The organism is Rathayibacter sp. AY1A4 (genome assembly GCF_002930955.1).
GTDB lineage: Bacteria > Actinomycetota > Actinomycetes > Actinomycetales > Microbacteriaceae > Rathayibacter.
Genome location: NZ_PSTN01000005.1, coordinates 67,240 through 87,653 on the forward strand (window position 1 = coordinate 67,240; position 20,414 = coordinate 87,653).

Genomic DNA, 20,414 nt, shown 5'->3' on the forward strand with positions numbered 1-20,414 from the left:
GCACCATGCCCCCCACCACCACACCCGCGCGGCGAGCGCCGCTGCGCGCAGCGCTCGCCGCGCTCGGCCTCGGAGCAGTGCTGCTCTCGGGCCTCGTCGCCCCGGCTCCGGCCGCGCAGGCGGCCGATGCCGTGATCCCGCAGCAGGGCCTCCTCGCCGACTACCGGTTCACGCAGACCACCGGCAGCGCTGTCCCGAACACCGTGAGCGGAGGCGTGGGAGCCGCCACCGTCCGCAACGCGACCGACGCGCTCTGGACCGGCACGTCGCTCCGCCTCACCGGCGGCCCCAAGAGCAGCACCACCGCCCCCTGGGTGCAGCTGCCCGCGAACCTGCTGACCGGTCGCTCGTCGGCCACCGTCACGATCGAGACCCGCGCCGACGCGTCGATGCTCTCGAACTTCCACTTCCTGTGGAACATCGGCAGCGACAGCACGAACCAGTACTGGTTCGCGTCCGTCCGCGACCGCGTGCGCACCGCGATCACGACCAGCGGAGGGAACGGCGAGAACAACGCCCGCAGCGCCTCCGCCCTGACCGCCGACCGCTGGTACAGCCTCACCTCGGTGATCGACGGCAGCGCCGGCACGATCTCGTTCTTCGTCGACGGCGTCCAGGTCGCCTCAGCGCCCACCGCTCTGCGCCCCTCGTCGGTGGCGGACCAGTCGCTGAACACGATCGGCCGAGCACCGTACCCCGACCCGTTCTACACGGGCGAGGTCTCGGCGTTCCGCGTCTACGACCGCGCGCTCACCGGGGCGGAGGTGGTGGCCGTGTCGAGCGTCGACGCGAAGCCTCACGCCTCCACGTTCTCCCCGATCGCCGCCGCCGTGCTGGCCGGGGTCGCCCCGCTCACCGTCGACGACTCGACCACCAACCTGCCCGACTACGGGGGAGCGGTGACCTGGTCCTCCAGCGACCCGACCCTGCGCGTCTCGGCCGACGGCCGCACCCTCAGCGCCGACCGCCCCGCCGTGGGCCAGGCCGCGCGCACCTCGTCGCTCACCGCGACGGCGTCGATCCGCGGAATCGTGCAGACCCGCTCGATCGCCGTGACGGTCGAGCCGCAGGTTGGCGTCGACACCCCCTACGGCTACATGATGGTCCACTTCGTCGAGGACTCCCAGGGCTACGCCGAGAAGATCTACCTCGACGTCTCCCGCGGCGACGACCCGGAGAAGTGGGACCCGCTCAACGGCGCGAAGCCGATCCTGGCCTCCGACCTCGGCACCACCGGTGTCCGCGACCCGTACCTGACCTACAACCCCGACACGAAGAAGTACTACATCATCGCCACGGACCTCCGCGTCTTCGGCGGCGACCGGGGCCCCAGCACCTGCGACACCTGGTGCTACTGGACCACCAAGGGCAGCACGAAGATGAACGTCTGGGAGTCGAGCGACCTCGTGTCGTGGAGCGACGTCCGGCAGTTCGACGTGGCGCTCGACGCCGCGGGGACGAAGAAGCTCGAGGCCGGCATGATGTGGGCTCCCGAGGCCACGTGGGTGCCGGACTACGCGGGACCCGGCAAGGGCGCGTTCGTCGTCTACTGGTCCTCGACGGTCTACCCGACCGCGGCGCACACGCCGGGCACCGGATCCTCCCGCGTGCTCTGGGGAGCGACCACGGACTTCACGCAGGCCACCTACTCGTACGGCGGCACCTTCATCGACACCGGGGCCGACACGATCGACACCACGCTGATCCAGGACTCCGGCACGACCTACCGGATCTCGAAGGACAACGGCACCGGCAAGGGCATCTACATGGAGTCGACCACCTCGGCGACCTGGTGGCTGCCGACGACCTCGTGGACGCAGATCCAGTCGCGCATCGGCGCGGTGTGGTCCGGCGGCAACCCCGGTGGGGTCGAGGGCCCCGCGGTGTTCAAGGACCACGGCGAGGACACCTGGTACCTGTACGTCGACGTGATCCCCGCGACCGGCTATAAGCCGATGGTGACGAACGACCTCGACACGGGCTGGACCCAGCTCACCGACCCGGGCTTCTCGCTCGCCTCGTCGACCAAGCACGGCGGCATCGTCTCGCTGACCGCGGGGCAGTACGCCGAGGTCCGCTCGGCCGACGCCGCCTCCGCGGTCCGCTCGGACCTCGGCGAGGTGACGGTCGCCTCCGGCGCCGACGCCGCGGCGGCTCTGCCCGCCCGCGCCGACGTCGTGCTCGCCTACAACCGGGGCACCGCCTCGCAGCCGGTCACCTGGAACACCTCCGCGGTGGCGACGGCGCCCGGCCGCTACTCCGTCACCGGAGTCGTCCGCACGATCGGTGCGAACGACAACCAGTGGGTGGGCGCGAACGGATCGACGGCCTACAACGCCGCCGACCGTCGGCTCTCGAGCTCCACGGCCGTCACGGTCACCGCGACCGTGGTGGTGACGGCACCGACCTCGACGCTCACCGCGTCCACCCGCTGCGTCGCGGGCAAGGTCGTCCTCACCGGAGTGGTGAAGAACACGGGCACGACGCCCCTCTCGGTCGTCATCCGCTCGCCGTTCGGCGCCTCGCAGACGCTGACCGTCGCCCCCGGCGCCAGCGCCTCGGCCGCCTTCACCACCCGTCAGGCCTCGGTCCCGGCCGCCTCGCTCACCGCGGGCGCCCTGACCGCGGCCTACCCGGCGCGCACCTGCTGACGCACGCGCGCCGCTGACGCCGAGACGGCCCGCCCCCGCCGAGACACCGCCCCACTGCGGTGCCTCGGCCGGGAGCGGGCCGTCTCGGCGTCGAGCGCCTCGGAGCTCCGCGGCGGCCGCCCCACATCCCGGCACGGCAGGCTGTACGGATGAGCGCGCCTGGAACCACCGACCCCCTCGACCGCGTCCGCGTGCGCGGCGCCCGCGAGAACAACCTCCGGAGCATCGACGTCGACGTGCCGCGCGACGCCCTCGTCGCCTTCACGGGGGTCTCCGGATCGGGCAAGAGCTCGCTCGCCTTCGGCACGCTCTACGCGGAGGCGCAGCGCCGCTACTTCGAGTCGGTCGCCCCCTACGCGCGGCGGCTGATCGACCAGGTCGGCGTGCCGGACGTCGACTCGATCGAGGGCCTGCCGCCGGCCGTCGCCCTCCCGCAGCGGCGCTCCGGAGGCTCGGCCCGCTCCACGGTCGGCAGCGCGACGACGCTCTCGAGCGTGGTGCGGATGGTGTTCTCGCGCATCGGCGCCTACCCCGAGGGCGCGCCGATGCTGCTCGCGGAGGACTTCTCGGCCAACACCGTGCAGGGCGCCTGCCCGAGCTGCCACGGCATCGGCCGGGTCTACGACGTCCCCGACGAGCTGATGGTGCCGGACGACTCGCTCTCGATCCGCGACGGAGCGCTCGCCGCCTGGCCGACCGCCTGGCACGGCAAGCAGCTGCGCGACAGCCTGATCTCGCTCGGACACGACATCGACGCTCCGTGGCGCGACCTGCCCGCGGAGGACCGCGACTGGATCCTGCACACTCCCGACTCCCCGCAGGTCCCCGTGTGGACCGACCGCTCTCCCGCGGAGGTGCGCGCGTCCGTGGCCGCCGGGGACGAGCCGCGCTACATGAGCACGTTCCTCGGGGTGCGCCGCTACGTGCTCGACACCTTCGCCGGCTCGAAGAGCGCCCGGATGCGCGAGCGCGCGGCCTCGTTCGTCGTCAGCGTCGCCTGCCCGGTGTGCGGCGGCCGGAGGCTGAAGCCCGACGCGCTCGCCGTCACCTTCGAGGGGCTCGACATCACCGAGCTGTCGGCGCTCCCGCTCGAGGAGCTGGTCGTCGTCGCGCGGCGCGTGCTGGAGCCCGGCTGGACCCCGGCCGACGGCGCTCCGCAGACCCGCCTGGCCGCGCAGCGGCTGGTCGAGGACCTCGTCGCCCGCCTCGCGCCGATCGTCGACCTGGGCCTCGGCCACCTCTCGCTCGACCGCTCCACGCCGACGCTCTCCTCGGGGGAGCTCCAGCGGATGCGCCTCGCGACGCAGGTGCTCTCGCGCCTCTTCGGCGTCGTCTTCGTGCTCGACGAGCCGTCCACGGGCCTGCACCCCGCCGACACGGAGGCGCTGCTCGGCATCCTGCGGACCCTGCGGGCGACCGGCAACACCGTCTTCTTCGTCGAGCACTCCCTCGACGTCATCCGCGAGGCCGACTGGATCGTCGACATCGGTCCGGGCGCGGGGTCCGGAGGCGGCACCGTCGTCTACTCCGGACCGCTCGACGGCCTGCCGGGCGCCCGCGACTCCGTCACCCGCCGCTACCTCTTCCCCGAGGGCGACCCGGCGCCGCTGCGCTCCCGCCGCACGGCTGAGCAGTGGATCGAGCTCGCCGGCGTCTCGCGGCACACCCTCGACGACCTCTCCGTCGCGTTCCCGGTCGGGGTTCTCACCGCGGTCACCGGCGTCTCCGGATCGGGCAAGTCGACGCTCGTGAACCAGGCGCTGCCCGATCTGCTGCGCGCCTCGCTCCGCGCCGACGTCGCCGAGGACGTGCCGGCGGAGGAGGGCGGGGAGGCGGACCCGCTGCTCGACGCGGCCGCGGCGGCGACCCGCGGCACCGCCTCCGGGCCCGCGGACCGCCTGCGCCGCGTGGTGCAGGTGACCCAGACACCGATCGGCCGGACCTCGCGCTCGAACGTCGCGACCTACACGGGCCTGTTCGACCGGGTGCGGACGCTCTTCGCGGCCACTCCGGAGGCGAAGCGCCGCCGCTTCTCGGCGAGCCGATTCTCCTTCAACCTGCCCAGCGGGCGCTGCCCCGTCTGCAAGGGCGAGGGGTCCGTGGAGGTGGAGCTGCTGTTCCTCCCGACCGTCGAGGCGCCCTGCACGGCGTGCGGCGGCACCCGGTACAACGACGAGACCCTCGAGGTCACCCTCGGCGGCCGGACGATCGCCGACGTCCTCGCGCTGAGCGTCGCCGACGCGCGCGAGGCCTTCGCCGAGGACCGCGAGGTCGCCCGCCACCTCGACGCGCTGGTGGACGTGGGGCTCGGCTACGTCTCGCTCGGCCAGCCGGCGCCCGAGCTGTCCGGGGGAGAGGCGCAGCGGGTGAAGCTCGCCTCGGAGCTGCGTCGCGCCCAGCGCGGGGACACGCTCTACCTGCTCGACGAGCCGACGTCGGGCCTGCACCCCGCCGACGCCGACCGCCTGCTCGAGCACCTGCAGCACCTGGTCGACGCGGGCAACACGGTGATCGTCGTCGAGCACGACATGCGCGTCGTCGCCGACGCGGACTGGGTCGTGGACCTCGGCCCGGGGGCGGGCCGGGCCGGCGGCTCGGTGGTCGCGACGGGCACTCCGGAGGAGGTCGCCGAGGCCGCGGGCAGCCGCACCGCTCCGTACCTCCGGGCGGCTCTGGACCGGCGCCGCTGAGCGCCGGAGGACCCTGTCAGACCTCTCACCGAAACCTCACCGAAAACTATTGTTAACGGTAACATTCGAGGCGGCCCGCCCCCCTGGGCCGGATTTCTCAACGACGAGAGGCCTCACGAATGAGACGACGACTCCCCCTGGCCACCGTGGCGGTGATGGCGCTGACGGCGGGTCTCCTGTCGGTCGGCCCCACGGCCCAGGCCGCCCCCACCACCTCGCTCGACGCCGCGAAGGTGCTCGAGCTCCCGTTCGACGGGTCGCTCGCCGACACCAGCGGTCGTGGTACCGCCCTCGGGATGCAGAAGGGCACCGCCTCCTACGGCACCGGCCTGAACGGCCGGGCGTTCGAGTTCACCGGATCGAACGCGATCTCGCTCGGCACTGCGGCGGCGCTGCAGCCCGCCGACCTCACCGTCTCGTTCTGGTACAAGCCGACCAGCGCGATGACCGGTGAGCAGGTCTTCACCTGGAACAAGACCGCCTACAACTCCGACGGCTGGTACCTCACCTCCGAGGGCGACGGCACTCCGCTCGCCCTCTCGATCGGCCCGTCCGGCGGTCAGCCGTACAAGGTCGCCGTCGAGACCGCCCGCTCCGGCTTCTTCCCCGCGGGGGAGTGGACGCACGTGGTCGCCACGTACGACAAGAGCACCAAGGCCGTCGCCTTCTACCGCAACGGGGTGAAGCAGACCGCCGTCGTCAAGACCGCGCCGTCCTCCTCCGCATCCGGCGTCCTCGGCTCCGAGAGCACCTCGACGAAGACCCTCGGCTTCAACGGCCCCCAGTACAACGGCGCGCACCTGCGCGGCCTGCTCGACGACTACGCGCTCTACAACGGCGTCGCGACCACCACCGACGTCGTCGCCCTGACGAAGGCCGGCAACCCCTCCTTCGACCCCGCGAGCATCGCCCGGGCCGACCTCGAGCTGGTCGCCCCGCCCGCGAGCACCAGCACCGGCTTCACCCTGCCCACCGTCGGCGCGAAGGGGTCCGCCCTCAGCTGGACCTCCTCCGACCCGGCGACCGTCGCGATCAGCGGAGGCACGGCCTCGGTCACGCCGCCCACCGGCTCCGCGACGCAGGTCGTCCTCACCGGCTCCGCCACTTACGGGGGCAGCACCGCGGTCACGAAGACCTACACTCTCCAGGTGCAGCCCCGGGGAGTGAAGACGTCGAACTACCTTCTGGAGGCCGGCCTGTCCGACGTCTCCGTGCAGGACCCGTACCTCGAGAACGGGGAGCAGCAGACCGTCGAGTACTTGCTGAGCCTCGACCCCGAGATGTTCCTCTACTCCTTCTACCGCGAGGCCGGGCTCGCCCCGACCACGAGCGGCGGATACGGAGGCTGGGAGCGCGAGAACGGCACCCGGTTCCAGGGCCACTTCTTCGGCCACTACATGTCCGCGCTCTCGCAGGCCTACGCCACCACCGAGGACCCGACCACGAAGGCCGCCCTGCTCGCGAAGCTCGCCGCCTCCGTCGACGGGCTGAAGAAGGTCCAGGACGCCTACGCGCTGAAGGACCCCGCGAACGCCGGCTACGTCTCGCCGTTCCCGACCCGCTACCTCCCCTCGGGCGGCGACGGCCTGCTCGTCCCCTTCTACAACCTGCACAAGGTGCTCGCGGGCCTCCTCGACGCCCACGACCAGGCGCCCGACGCCGTCTCGCAGAAGGCGCTCACCGTCGCCGGCGGCTTCGGCAGCTGGATCACCGCCTGGGCGGGCCGTCAGGCGAACCCCGGTCAGCTCCTCAACACCGAGTACGGCGGGATGAACGAGGCGCTCTACCGCCTCTACGAGACCACGCACGACCCGGCGCACAAGCGCGCGGCGGAGTACTTCGACGAGACGGCGCTGTTCCGCAAGCTGGCGGACAACGAGGACGTCCTCAACGGGCTGCACGCGAACACCACCATCCCGAAGCTGATCGGCGCGCTGAAGCGCTACCGCGTCTTCACCGACGACCCGGCGCTCTACGCGACGCTGACCGACGCCGAGAAGTCGGACCTCGACATGTACCGCCGTGCCGCCGAGAACTTCTGGCGCATGGTCGACGAGACCCACACCTACGCCAACGGCGGCAACAGCCAGTCCGAGCACTTCCACGCACCCGGCACCCTGTACGAGTACGCCACGAACGGCCAGACCACCGGCTACGGCGAGAACTCGACCTCCGAGGGCTGCAACATCTACAACATGCTCAAGCTCACCCGGGCGCTGTTCCAGGTGACCGAGGACGTGAAGTACGCCGACTTCTACGAGGAGACGTTCATCAACGGCGTCCTCTCGGTGCAGAACCCGGACACCGGCATGGTGACCTACTTCCAGCCGCAGACCGCGGGCTACGCCAAGGTCTTCGGGCACGAGCTCGACGAGTTCTGGTGCGACCACGGCTCGGGTATCGAGAGCTTCACCAAGCTCGGCGACTCGATCTACTTCGAGAAGCCGAAGACCGTCTTCGTGAACCAGTTCCGCTCCTCGGTCCTCCGCTCCTCCGCGAACAACCTCCGGCTGACCCAGACGGCGGACATCCCGAGCACGGACACGGCGACCCTGAGGGTCGAAGCGCTGGCCGGAGGAGCCGTGGCCGCGGACACGACCCTCAAGCTGCGCGTGCCGTCCTGGATCGACGGAGCGCCGACGCTCACCGTGAACGGTGCCGTCCGTGCCGTCACGGCCCAGGCCGGATACGTCTCGGTCGCCGTCGCCGCCGGTGACGTGCTGACCTGGAAGCTGCCCGCCGCGGTCAGCGCGGTCGCGGACACGGAGAACCCCGACTGGACCGCGTTCCGCTACGGACCGGTGCTGCTGGCGACCGAGCTCAACCGCTCGAACGTCGAGGCGTCCTACGTTGCCGGCGTCCTGGTGCGCATGGGCACGGCCGACAAGTCCGTGAACTCGAACGTCGTCGTCGCGGACTCCGCGGCCTGGAAGTCCGCGGTCCGCGGCAACCTGGTCCGCCTGCCCGACGGCGCGGACGGCAACGGCCGCACGACGATGCGCTTCGGCATGAAGAACGTCGACGCCGCGTCCGCCGCCCGGGTCTTCACCCCGTACTACAGCCTCTACAACGCCCGATACGCGACGTACATGACCCTGATCGAGCCCGACTCGGCCGCGGCGCAGGCGCTGATCCGGACCCAGAAGGAGCAGCTGCGCGTCGACGAGACGACCATCGACTCCCTCACCTCGTTCGACAACAACAACAGCGAGGCCGACAAGAACTACAAGACCGCGCGGTCCGGAGTCGGCACCTGGCGCGGGGAGGGCTACCGCGACGGCGAGCGCTCGGCGGAGGCGTACTTCCAGTACGACATGATCGTCGACCCGACCCTGCCGGCCAACTACCTCGGGGTCCGCTACTACGGCGGCGACGCGGGACGCACCTTCGACGTCTACCTCAACGACGTGAAGCTCAAGACCGAGGTGGTCTCGGGAGCGGCCGGAGCGACGAGCTGGTACGTCCAGTACGACCGGATCCCGGCGTCGATCCTCAGCGGTCTCGCCGCGAAGGACAGCTACAAGCGCGACCAGAGCGGGAAGTACGTGCTCGACGCGCAGGGACGCAAGATCCCCGTCGTCACGGTGCGCTTCCAGGGCACCGGGTCCAGCTACGTCGGCGGCGTCTTCGGGGTCTACACCACGGAGTCGACCACCTACGCGGTGAACCCGGAGCTGACGAAGCTCTCCTCCGACGTCGGGACGCTCTCGCCGGCGCTCGCCGCCGGGGTGCGGGACCACACCCTGACGGTGCCGGCCGGCACGACCAGCGTCTCGCTCGACCTCGACCCGGCCGTGCCCAGCGGTCTGGTGAAGGTCGACGGCGTGCTGATCGACGACACCCTCCGCCGCACGGTGCCGCTCGCGGCGTCGGGCACGACGAGCGTGGTCGTCGAGTCGTCGGCGCAGGACCACAGGACCACCGCGACCTACCGCCTCTCGATCGTCCGCGCCTCCGCGGCGACGGTGCCGACCACCGTGACGGCCACCAGCCGCTGCGTGGCGGGCAGGGTCGTGGTGACGGTCTCCGCTCGGAACGACGCGAAGGTCCCGGCGGCGATCACCATCGCGTCCTCCTGGGGCTCGAAGTCGTTCACCGGGATCGCTCCGGGGTCGAGCGCCTCCCACGCCTTCACCACCCGCTCCGCCTCGGTGGCCGCGGGCTCGGCGACGGTGACCGCGACGGCCACCCTGGACGGAGCCGCGGTGACGACCACGAAGCAGGCCGCGTACTCCGCTCTCACCTGCAGGTGACGTGACGACGACGGCCGCCGGGGCTCGCCCTCGGCGGCCGTCGTCGTCAGTCGGAGGCGCGGTAGAGGCCCTGGAGCAGGTCGATGACGTCGCCCAGGACGGGCGGCGGGTCGCTCCGGATCCACGCGGCGTGCACGGGGACCGGCGGGGCGTCGCGGACGACCCGGTAGGTGAGGCCCTGCCGTCGGTACTGGCTCACCGTCGACTCCGCGGTCACTCCGCGGGCGGTGCCGCTGCTGATCACCGTGAGCCAGTCGTCGACGTCGGTCGTCGGGACGGTGATCCGCGGCCGGTCGTGCTCGGGCCAGAGGTCGAGCCGGGTGCTCCCGGTCCGGTCGTCGAGCGCCAGCGGAGCGGTCGCCACCTGGGCGAGGGTGACCGTGCGCTTCGCGGCGAGCGGGTCGTCGACGGACAGGGCGCAGTAGCGCTTCTCGGTGCCGATCAGAGCCGACTCGACGTCCGCAGCCGGAGATCCGCGCCGGAGGATCGCGAGATCGCTGAGGCCCTCCGCGAGCCCCGCGGTGGGCGTGTTGGAGCGGATCAGCCGCAGCTCGTGGCGGGGGAGCGCCGCGGCCCAGCGGCGCTGGAACTCCTGGGTGTGCTCGCCGAGAGCCGACCAGGCGTACCCGATCCGGATCGTGTCCGTCCCGGCCGCCGCCTCCTCGCGAAGGTCGTCGACGACGGCCAGGACGCGGCGGGCGTGCCGCAGCACCCGCTCGCCCGCCGGCGCGAGCTCGACGCTGCGGGTCGTCCGGTGGAGGAGCCTTCGTCCGAGGACGGACTCGAGCGCCGCGACGTTGCGGGAGACCGCCGTCTGGGAGATGCCGAGGTCGATCCCCGCGTCGGTGAAGGTCCCGGCGTCCACGACGCCGACGAACGACCGGAGGTGGCGCAGTTCCAGTTCCATGACCGAATCCTATTCATGCGGTTCCCGCATCGATCGGGCCGATGACGCATTGTGAGCCGGGGCCGGACGGCTCGCAGACTTCCGGCATGACGAAGCAGCTCCCCGGCGACGGCCGGACCGTCGGCGTCGCGACCGCCCTCGCGAGCGCCCTCTCGAATCAGCTCGGGGCGGCCTCCGGGACTCTGGCCTTCCCGGTCCTGGGATCCGTCGGAGTGGTCGCCGTCCGGCAGATCGTCGCCGCGCTGATCCTCCTCCCGGTCGTGCGGCCGCGGATCCGCGACCTGACCCGCGCGCAGTGGTGGCCCGTCCTGCTCCTCGCCGTCGTGTTCGGAGCGATGAACCTCACGCTCTACGCGGCCATCGACCGCATCGGGCTGGGGCTGGCGGTGACCCTGGAGTTCTGCGGGCCGCTGGCGGTCGCGCTCCTCGGCTCCCGGAGCAGGACCAGCGCGCTCTGCTCCCTCGTCGCCGGAGCGGGCGTCGTCGCGATCGCCGGGCCGAGGCCCTCGTCCGACCAGCTGGGGATCGCGCTCGGTCTCGCGGCCGCGTGCTGCTGGGCCGCGTACATCCTGCTCAACCGGATCATCGGACTCCGGCTGCCCGGAGCGCAGGGGACCGCCACGGCGACCGGGATCTCCGCCGCCGTCTTCCTGCCCGTCGCCGTCTGGACGCTCGTCTCGACGCGCCCCGACGCGGGCACCGTGCTCCTGGCGGTCGGCGCCGGCGTCCTGGCGACGGCCGTCCCGTTCGTGGCCGACGTGATCGCGCTCCGGAGGCTCCCGGCGAGCGTGTTCGGGACGCTCATGAGCGCCAACCCCGTCCTGGCCGCCCTCATCGGCGCGGTCGTGCTCGGGCAGGACGTCGGCGCGGCCGGATGGATCGGCATCGCCCTCATCGTCACCGCGAACGCGGCGGTCCTCCGGCGGGGGCGTCGCGCGCGGTGAGGCCCGACGGCGGGCCGAGCAGCTCGACGACGGCGTCGAGCACCGCATCGGTCCTCCGCGCCAGGGGGGAGTCGGCGGAGACGAGCGCGCTGATCCGCTCGCGGGCGACGCGGCCGAGCGGCGTGATCCCGATGACGCGCTGCCGCTGGTCCGTCGGCGACACCCGGCGCTCGACCAGTCCCCGCGCCTCGAGCTGCCGGCAGAGGAAGGTGACGTTCTGAGGGGTGCAGTGCGCTCGGGCGGCCGCCTCGCTCATGGACGGAGCGGGCTCGTCGGGGTCGATGCTCCAGAGGAGGTGGGCGGTCGTGGCGGTGATGCCGTACTCGCGCAGTGCCGGAGCGAGCGCCTCGTCGGTGCGCGCCACCACGTCGTAGACCGCGGCCAGTGCGTCCGCCAGCCGCTCGTCCCGTCGCGTCGCCATGCGAGCAGAATATCGCTTCAAGTCCTGAAGCATGTACCGTGAAGCTTCAAGGATTGAAGGGAATTCGAGCCCTTCCGAGATAACCGCGCCCCTTCTCGGGCGCCGAGGGGAGACCGCGTGGAGATCGCACGACTCGACGGGCGCACCGTCGTCGTCACCGGGGCCGCCGGCGGCATCGGCTTCTTCGTCGCGGAGGGACTCGCCCACCTCGGCGCACGGGTCGTCGTCGCCGCCCGCTCCGAGGCTCGGGCGCTCGCGGCCATCGGGCTGCTCCCCGAGCCGGGCCTGCACCGCCACCTGCCGCTGGACCTCTCCGACCGGGAGTCGATCCTGTCGGCGGGGGACGCCCTCCGGCGCCTCGGCACCCTCGACGGCATCGTCCTCAACGCGGGGATCATCGCCGCGCCGAGGACCGCTGCGACGGGCGCTTTCGGCGTCGAGTCGACGGTCGGCGTGAACGTCCTCGCGCACCTCGAGCTCCTGCGCTCCGCACTGCCGGCGCTCGAGGAGGCGCCGGCCGCGCGGATCGTCAGCACCGGCAGCATGCTCACCCGGCGGATCCCCTTCGACCCCGACGACTGGCTCTCGCAGAAGTCCTACCGCCCCCGCGTCGCCTACGCGATGTCCAAGCACGCCGCGGAGATCCTGGGGTTCGAGCTCGACCGGCGCCTCCTCGAGGCGGGGTCTCGGATCCGCTCCGTCGTCGCCCACCCCGGCGGCGCCATCGACGCCCTCACCCCCGAGCGGCCGCCGCTCCACGAGCGGCCGCTGCCCGTGCGGCTCCTCGCACCCGCCCTCGCGCCGCTGGTCTCGCGCCTGGTGCAGGGGAAGGACTCCGCGGCGCGACCCGCCGTCGCCGCCGTCGCCGCACCGACACTGCCGTGGAACGCCTACATCGGCCCCCGCCACGGAGCCGCGGGGGAGCCGGTGCTCGCGACTCCCGTGCCCAGCTCGACCGACGCGGCGCTGGGCGCGCGGCTCTGGCACGAGGCGGAGGCGATCCTCGGCGGCCCGGTCCTCGGGGCGCTCTGACGGACGGGCCCTCGTGGGGGCCGGCGGAAGAGGAGGCGCGGCGGCGAGCAGCCGACCCGAGCGGTCCGCGGCACCGTCACTCCGGACCAAGGAGGGGGAGCGGGACGCGAGTCCGTCGCGCGGGTCCGAGCGCGCCTGCGCCGAGCCCGCCGCACGGGACCGGCGTCGACGATCCTCACCGTCGACGATCCTCACCGTCGACGATCCTCACCGTCGACGATCCTCACCGTCGGCGATCTCGAGACGGATCCGGGCCGACGCCGGGCCGACCTCCCGGGTCGGCCCCTCAATCGACCCGGCCGCGGTCCCGCCGCTGTACGTTACCTGTTCGTTATGAAAAAGGCGCTTACACGACCAAACCAGGGACACCCTGGGAAACGGCAGGTCGCGGGAGAAAACTCTCCTCCATGAACCAGACAGCGGCACCCGTGCGCGAGCATCGAGCTCTCTACTTCCTGCTCGCCGCCCTCGCGGGCATCGTCACGGGCGGAGTCCTCCTCGCGGTCGCCGAGCTCATCGCCCTCGCGGTCGCCCGCACCGCGAGCCCCGTGCTCGCGCTCGGCGCCTTCATCGTCGACATCGTCCCGCGCCCGCTCAAGGAGTTCGCGATCGAGACGTTCGGCGAGAACGACAAGACCTTTCTGCTCGGCAGCGTGGGCGCCGCGGTCGTCGTCGCCGCCGCGATCGCCGGAGTGCTCCAGCTGGTCCGCCCGCCGCTCGGCCAGGTGCTGCTCGTGATCGCCGGCGGCCTCTCGATCGCCGCCATCGTGACCCGCACCGGAGCGTCGCCGCTCGCCGCGGTGCCCACGCTGGTCGGACTCGTCGTCGCCGTCGTCGTCATGCACCTCCTCTTCACGCGCCTGCGCGGCTGGCGTGCGGCCCGGGCCTCGGAGGCCAGGGGAACATCCTCCGAGGCCCGTCCGGGCGCCCTCGAGCGCCGCGGCTTCTTCCGCATCGCGCTGATCTCCGCCGTCGGCGCGGCCGTCGTCGGCACCGGTGCCCGCCTGGTCAACGCGGCGACCTCCTCCCTCGCCGGTGTCCGCGACGCCCTGCGCCTGCCGTCCCCGCGCAGCACCGTCTCGGTCCCCGCGGGCGCCGAGCTCGACATCGAGGGCATCACCCCGCTCTACACGCCGAACGCCGACTTCTACCGCGTCGACACCGCCCTCACCGTGCCCAACCTGGACCCGTCGGCCTGGTCGCTGAAGATCACCGGCATGGTCGACCGCGAGGTGACGCTGAACCTCCAGCAGATCTTCGACATGGGCCTCGACGAGTACGGCATCACCCTCACCTGCGTCTCGAACCAGGTCGGCGGCAACCTCGTCGGCAACGCCAAGTGGCTCGGCGTCCCCCTGCGCGACGTGCTGAAGATGGCCGGCGTGCAGAGCGGAGCCGACATGCTCCTCTCGACCAGCAGCGACGGCTACACGGCGTCCACCCCGATCACCGCGGTCACGGACGAGAACCTCGACGCGATCCTCGCCGTCGGCATGAACGGCGAGCCCCTCCCGTTCGAGCACGGCTTCCCGGTGCGGATGATCGTGCCCGGCCTCTACGGCTACGTCTCGGCCACCAAGTGGCTCACCGAGCTCAAGGTCACCACCTTCGAGGCCGACCAGGCCTACTGGACCCCGCGCGGCTACTCCGCCGAGGCCCCCATCAAGATGTCCTCGCGGATCGACACCCCGCGGATCGGCGTCCCCGTCACCTCGGGCGCTCTCAAGATCGCGGGCGTCGCCTGGGCGCAGAGCATCGGCATCGAGAAGGTCGAGGTGAGCATCGACAACGGCGACTGGCAGGAGGCGACGCTCTCGACCCCGGTCAACCTCGACACCTGGGTGCAGTGGTTCGTCGACTGGGACGCCCAGCCCGGCTCGCACTACGTCGCGGTCCGCGCGGTCGACAAGAACGGCATGGTCCAGATCGAGGACCGCGCGCCGGTCGCGCCCGACGGATCCTCCGGCTGGCAGCGCACGCTCATCAACGTCACCTGACGCCCGGTGGAGGCGCCGATCCCCGTGGGTCGGCGCCTCCGGTGCGTCCGGCGTCCGTTGCGAGGACGCTCACGCGGTGCGGACGGCCCTCGACGCGACGACGCCCCGCAGTGCGGACCGCCCTCGACGCGACGACGCCTTGGCGGCAGGCACCGCGGCACGTCCCGGCCCGGCGCGCAAGCCTCCGCGGCGGCGCGGCCCGCGAGGAGGCGCCGCTCTAGCCTTCGAGGATGCGCTCCCGGCTCCTCCACCTCCGCGAATCCTTCTGGTTCCTCCCGGCCCTGTTCGGCGTCCTCGCCGTCGGGCTGGCGCTGGGGCTGGTCGAGGTCGACCACCTGCTGGTCCGCGCCGGCGTCAGCGACATCCCCCTGATCGAGGACCTGTCGCCGACCGGCGGCCGGGCGATCCTCTCGGCGATCGGCGGGACGATGCTCGGCGTCGCTGCGACCTCGTTCTCGATCACGATCTCGGTGCTGGCGACCACGTCCTCCGCCTACGGGCCCCGGCTGGTCCGCAACTTCATGGCCGACCGCGGCAACCAGGTCGTCCTGGCGGTGCTCACGTCCACGTTCCTCTACTCGCTGATCGTGCTGCGCGCGGTGCACACGGAGGAGGACGCGTCGCTGACGTTCGTGCCGGTGGTGGCCGTCTCGTTCTCGGTGCTGCTCGCGGTGGGCGACGTCGCGGTGCTCGTCTACTTCATCCACCACATCGCGCTGTCGGTGCAGGTGACGACGCTGCAGCAGCGGGTGCTCGGTGAGCTCGTCGACGTCATCGAGCGGCTGCACCCGGAGGACGGGGAGGAGCCGGCGGACGCGGAGGAGGCCCTGCTCGCGGAGGAGGCCCTGCCGCCGGCGGGGCGCGAGCCGGTCGTGCTGTGTGCGGTGCGCGGGGGCTACGTCGAGCAGCTCGAGGTCGAGCGGCTGGTCGCCCTGGCCCGCCGCGGCGACGCGCGGCTCCGGGTGCTCGCGCTGCCCGGCGACCACGTCCTCGTCGGAGACCCGGTGCTCGAGGTCCTGGAGGGGTCCGTCGCCCAGGAGGAGGCGGTCGCCGCGGTCGTCGTCGCCGACGCGCGCACCCCGCACCAGGACCTCCGCTACGCCGTCCAGCAGGTGGTCGAGATCGGAGTCCGCGGGCTCGCGACCGGCACGAACGACCCGTACACCGCGGTCGGCGCCGTCGAGGCCCTGACCAGCGCGCTCGTCGACCTCTGCGGCCGGCCGGAGGCGCGCGGCCGCTACTCCGACGCCGACGGAGTCGTCCGCCTGGTCGTCCCGTGGCCTCGAGCGGGCGAGCTTCTGGCCGACGTGTTCCTCGCCCTGCGCTCGTACGCGATGGAGCAGCCGCTCGTCGTCCGCGCCGGCGTGCGCCTCGCCGAGCGGCTCGCGGTCGTCGCCCGCGGCGGGACCCGCGTCGAGCTGCACCGCCAGGTCCAGGCGTTCGCCGCCGCGCACGCCGCCGCCGACGGCGACGCCCTCGAGGCGCCGGCCCTGCGCGCGTCGCTCGCCGCGCTCGAGGCGCGTCTCGCGGCCTGACGCTCGGCCTGCCCGGCGCTCCAGGAAGCCACGCCGCCCGTGGAGTGCTCGAATCGATTCGAGTAGGCTCGGCGCATGACAGAGAACACCACTGAGCTGCGCGTGGGGGTCGTCGGCCTCGGCTTCGCCGGCACCACCCACCTCGATGCCTTCCAGTCCCTGCCCGGCGCCCGCGTCGTCGCGCTCGCCGGCCAGGAGGAGGCGCGCCTGCACGAACTCGGCGCGACCCGCGGCGTCCCCGACCTCTACGCCGACTGGGAGGACCTCGTCGCCCGCGACGACCTCGACGTCGTCTCCATCGGCGTCCCGAACCACCTGCACCACCCGATCGCCGTGGCCGCGCTCGCGAGCGGCAAGCACGTCTTCTGCGAGAAGCCGCTCGCCACCACCGCCGAGCTGGCGGCCGAGATGGTCGAGGCCGCCCGCACGAACGACCGGGTGCTCGAGATCGCCTACAACCACCGCCGCCGCGCCGACGTCGCCTTCCTCCGCGACTACCTCGACGACGCACCGCTCGGCGACGTCTACCACGCCCGCGCGAGCTGGCAGCGGCGCACCGGCATCCCCGGCATCGGCTCCTGGTTCACCAGCAAGGAGCTCGCCGGCGGCGGCCCGCTGATAGACCTCGGCTCCCACGTGCTCGACATCGCGCTGCACCTGCTCGACGAGCCGCGCGTGACCAGCGTCTCGGCGGTCGCGTACGGCGAGATCGGCCGCTCCGGCCGCGGAGGGCGCCCGCACGGCGTCGCCGCCACCGGCACGCACGCGTTCGAGGTGGAGGACTTCTCGAGCGCCCTGCTGCGCCTCGACAACGGCCGCTCGCTCCAGCTCGACGCCTCCTGGGCCAGCTACTCGAAGGTCGACGAGGACATCGAGGTCGAGCTGCTCGGCTCGGCCGGGGGCGCGCGCCTCCACATCGCCGACTACGCCACGGAGGGGACTCTGACGCTCTACTCCGAGGTCGCCGGAGCGCCGACCGTCTCGCACCCCGACGTGAAGGTCCCCGCCGGGCACCACCGCTCGGTCATCGCCGAGTTCCTGGAGGCGATCGCCTCGGGAGCCGACGCGCCCGCGGGCGGCCCCCGCTACTCCGGCCACTACGGCGAGTACGCGCTGCACCGCAGCCGGGTGGTCGACGCGATCTACCGCTCCGCCGCCGAGAAGCAGGAGGTGGCGGTCGCATGAGCGCCCCGATCGAGGTCCTCGTCTGGAACGAGTTCCGCCACGAGACCCGCGGCGACGAGACCGTGCTGCGCCACTACCCGGACGGCATCCACCGCGTCATCGCGGACGGACTCGCGGAGTCGCTCGGCGACGCCGTCTCGGTGCGCACCGCGACGCTCCCCGAGCCCGAGCACGGGCTCACCGAGGAGGCGCTCGCGACGACGGACGTGCTGCTGTGGTGGGGGCACATCGCGCACGAGGAGGTGTCGGACGAGGTCGTCCAGCGCGTCCTGCGGCACGTGCAGGAGGGGATGGGGATCCTGGTCCTGCACTCGGGCCACTACTCGTCGATCTTCAAGGCGCTCATGGGCACGACCTGCTCGCTGAAGTGGCGCAACGACCGCGACCGCGAGCTGGTCTGGACGATCGCGCCCACCCATCCGATCGCCGAGGGCGTGCCCAGCCCGCTGATCATCCCCGAGCAGGAGATGTACGGCGAGTACTTCGACATCCCGGTGCCGGAGGTGACGGTGTTCCTGTCGACCTTCACCGGCGGCGAGGTGTTCCGCTCCGGCGTGACCTACACCCGCGGCCTCGGGAAGGTCTTCTACTTCTCGCCCGGCGACCAGGACTACCCCGTCTACCACCACCCGGACATCCGGCGCGTGCTGGCGAACGCCGTCCGCTGGGCCCGCCCGACCCGCCCGCGCACGTCCCTCACGGCCGACCACCACCCCCGGGGCTGGTTCGAGTCCTGACGCGGTCCCCTCCCTCTCCGCGGGATGCCGCTCCGGTACGCGACACGCCGTGCCGGGCGCACCGACGTGGCGTCTCGCGGGGAGGTACTGGGGGGATGCAGCAGTCGGAGGGGCGCGAGCCGGACGAGGTGCGCCGGTACGGGGAGGCTCCGGAGCAGATCGCGGACGTCTTCCGCGGGGCGCCCGGCGAGGCGCACCGGCCGGTCGTGCTCGTGCACGGCGGATTCTGGCGCGCGCGGTGGGACCGGCGGCACGCCCGGCCGCTCGCGGCGGCGCTGGCCGACCGCGGGCACGACGTGCTCCTCCCCGAGTACCGGCGCACGGGCGACACGGGAGGCGGCTGGCCGGGCACCGGCGACGACGTCCTGGCCGTGCTCGCGGCGCTCCCGGCGCTGCTGCCCGGCGCCGGACCGGTCACCCTCGTCGGCCACTCCGCCGGCGGCCACCTCGCCGTCTGGTCGCAGGCCGCCCGTCCGTCGCCGCACGTCGCGGCCGTGGTGGCGCTGGCGGGCGTGCTCGACCTGGCCGCCGCCTCCGCCGACCGCCTCAGCGACGACGCCGTGGGCGAGCTCCTCGGCGGCGACCTCGCGCTGCTCCCGGGCGCCGACCCCGCGCAGCTGCCCGCGCCGCCGCAGCCGACCACGCTGATCCACGGCGTGCTCGACGAGGACGTCCCCGTCGCCTACAGCCGCCGATACGCCGACCGGCATCTCGCCGTGCAGCTGCACGAGCTCGCCGACGCCGACCACATGGCGCTCGTCGATCCGACGACGCCCGCCTTCGCGATCCTCCTCACCGCGCTCGGCTGACGCGGGATCGCACCCCCTCGCCCGTCGGCGTCCGCTGGGGACGGATCGCGACACATCGCCCGCCGAGGCGCGACGGGAACAGGCCCCCTACAGGACCGGCGGGTACAGGAAGAGCGGGACCTGCGCGGTGGGGAAGGTGCGGGTGACGTAGCTGTGCTTCCCGCCGTAGTTGTACTCCTCGAGGAGCACGGTGCCGTCGTCGTTGACCTTCTGCACGTACGAGACGTGGTTGTAGGTCCACCACGCGACGCAGCCGACGATCGGGACGCTGCTGGTCGCCCAGCCCTTCGCGGCCCAGTTGTCCGGCCACTCGTAGGCGCTGCCGCCGAGCGGGGTGATGTTCCCCCACGTGTACTTCCACGGCGCGGAGGTGCGACCGGCGTCGCGGTTGAGGCGCCAGGCCACGAAGTCGACGCACTCGCGGTAGTAGTAGCCGAGGGGCGAGAGTCCGCCGCCGTCGTCGTCGATCGTCTCGTAGGGCCACGGGTAGTCGTCGCCGACCGCGCGGGTCTGCACGGTCGAGAACTCTCCGCCGTTGGATCCGGAGAGCACGGCCGCCTGGCGGCTGGCCTCGTCGAGCTGCGCCTGGGTCGGTGCGGCGAAGGCGTCGCGGACGGCGGTCTGGCCGGCGGCGTCGGAGGAGACGGTGAGGTTCTGGAGGCCGACCCGGTTCGCGGCGGCGCGGCCGGTCGCGGTGGCGGAGGAGCTGCGGGCGCCGTACGCGGGGATCGCGGCCGTGGCGAAGAGGCCGCCGACCACCGAGAAGGTGCCGAAGGCCAGGGCGCGGCGGCTGAGGCCGCGGGCCCGGGCGGGCTCGGCGGCGCGGGGAGCGACGGGGCGGGAGGCGGACGCGCGGCTCGGTGAGGCCGGGATCGACCGGGAGGCGGGGGAGGCGACGGCGGGGACCTCGACCGAGACGGTCGGAGCGGTCGCCACGGCCGTTGCGGCGTCGACGGCGGTGGGCGCGGAGTCGCCAGCGCCTGCGGAAGCGGCGGAGTCGTCCGATCCGCTGCCCTCGACCGCGGTGCCGGCGGTCGCCGCGCCCGTCTCCGTCTCGGCCCGGGCCGCACGGCGCTCGGCCTCGCGGGCCTCGCGCCGGGTCAGGGGTGCAGTGGTCGGGGTGCCGGCACTCTCCTCAGGGGTGGGAATGCCTGGCTTCGACACGCGTGCGTTCTCCTCGGATGACGGTGGTGACGGGGGGGTCGGGGGCCGGTGGGGATCCGGCGACGAGCCACTCTAGCCCGAGGCCCGCG

The 20,414-nt window shown here is 72.8% G+C and carries 13 protein-coding genes; 10 read left to right on the forward strand and 3 right to left on the reverse strand.

Annotated features, from left to right (window positions below):
- Positions 1-5 precede the first annotated feature (5 nt).
- The 3 genes from C5B92_RS04785 (at position 6) to C5B92_RS04795 (ending at position 9,594) form a co-directional block, all read left to right on the forward strand.
- Positions 6-2,651: a LamG-like jellyroll fold domain-containing protein gene (locus C5B92_RS04785; RefSeq protein WP_104255621.1), complete on the forward strand. Its 2,646-nt coding sequence runs from the start codon at positions 6-8 to the stop codon at positions 2,649-2,651.
- A gap of 149 nt (positions 2,652-2,800) precedes the next feature.
- Complete coding sequence (locus C5B92_RS04790; protein WP_104255622.1) at positions 2,801-5,341, forward strand: excinuclease ABC subunit UvrA; 2,541 nt, start codon at positions 2,801-2,803, stop codon at positions 5,339-5,341.
- Between the two features lie 119 nt (positions 5,342-5,460).
- Positions 5,461-9,594: a beta-L-arabinofuranosidase domain-containing protein gene (locus C5B92_RS04795; RefSeq protein WP_104255623.1), complete on the forward strand. Its 4,134-nt coding sequence runs from the start codon at positions 5,461-5,463 to the stop codon at positions 9,592-9,594.
- A 46-nt stretch (positions 9,595-9,640) separates the two neighbouring features.
- Here C5B92_RS04795 and C5B92_RS04800 read toward each other — a convergent pair whose 3' ends face one another.
- A complete protein-coding gene (locus C5B92_RS04800; RefSeq protein ID WP_104350115.1) occupies positions 9,641-10,501 on the reverse strand; it encodes a LysR family transcriptional regulator in 861 nt (286 codons plus the stop codon).
- 86 nt (positions 10,502-10,587) lie between these two features.
- On the opposite strand from C5B92_RS04800, the gene C5B92_RS04805 reads away from it, so the two are divergent.
- Complete coding sequence (locus C5B92_RS04805; RefSeq protein WP_104255625.1) at positions 10,588-11,445, forward strand: DMT family transporter; 858 nt, start codon at positions 10,588-10,590, stop codon at positions 11,443-11,445.
- Here the strand turns inward: C5B92_RS04805 and C5B92_RS04810 are convergent.
- Positions 11,399-11,866 carry a MarR family winged helix-turn-helix transcriptional regulator gene (locus tag C5B92_RS04810; RefSeq protein WP_181028737.1) on the reverse strand — a complete coding sequence of 156 codons (468 nt, stop codon included), beginning with the start codon at positions 11,864-11,866 and terminating at the stop codon, positions 11,399-11,401. The two genes, C5B92_RS04805 and C5B92_RS04810, sit on opposite strands and share 47 nt — an antisense overlap.
- Before the next feature lie 117 nt (positions 11,867-11,983).
- On the opposite strand from C5B92_RS04810, the gene C5B92_RS04815 reads away from it, so the two are divergent.
- From C5B92_RS04815 to C5B92_RS17190, 6 genes are all read left to right on the forward strand, one after another.
- Positions 11,984-12,898 carry an SDR family NAD(P)-dependent oxidoreductase gene (locus C5B92_RS04815; protein ID WP_104255627.1) on the forward strand — a complete coding sequence of 305 codons (915 nt, stop codon included), beginning with the start codon at positions 11,984-11,986 and terminating at the stop codon, positions 12,896-12,898.
- 407 nt (positions 12,899-13,305) lie between these two features.
- Entirely contained in the window at positions 13,306-14,895 is a 1,590-nt protein-coding gene (locus C5B92_RS04820; RefSeq protein ID WP_104226578.1) for a molybdopterin-dependent oxidoreductase, read from the forward strand.
- 230 nt (positions 14,896-15,125) lie between these two features.
- Positions 15,126-16,430: a DUF2254 domain-containing protein gene (locus C5B92_RS04825; protein WP_104255628.1), complete on the forward strand. Its 1,305-nt coding sequence runs from the start codon at positions 15,126-15,128 to the stop codon at positions 16,428-16,430.
- Positions 16,431-16,505: 75 nt separating this feature from the next.
- The gene (locus C5B92_RS04830) at positions 16,506-17,615 is read left to right on the forward strand and encodes a Gfo/Idh/MocA family protein (RefSeq protein WP_104255629.1); all 1,110 of its coding nucleotides are present in this window, start codon (positions 16,506-16,508) and stop codon (positions 17,613-17,615) included.
- Positions 17,612-18,352, forward strand: coding sequence for a ThuA domain-containing protein (locus C5B92_RS04835; protein ID WP_104350116.1), 741 nt, complete (start codon positions 17,612-17,614; stop codon positions 18,350-18,352). The genes C5B92_RS04830 and C5B92_RS04835 overlap by 4 nt, the downstream gene beginning before the upstream one ends.
- A 95-nt stretch (positions 18,353-18,447) precedes the next feature.
- Entirely contained in the window at positions 18,448-19,161 is a 714-nt protein-coding gene (locus C5B92_RS17190; protein ID WP_146083234.1) for an alpha/beta hydrolase, read from the forward strand.
- A gap of 87 nt (positions 19,162-19,248) precedes the next feature.
- On the opposite strand, the gene C5B92_RS04845 is transcribed toward C5B92_RS17190, so the two are convergent.
- A complete protein-coding gene (locus C5B92_RS04845; protein ID WP_104256704.1) occupies positions 19,249-20,325 on the reverse strand; it encodes a CHAP domain-containing protein in 1,077 nt (358 codons plus the stop codon).
- Positions 20,326-20,414 lie beyond the last annotated feature (89 nt).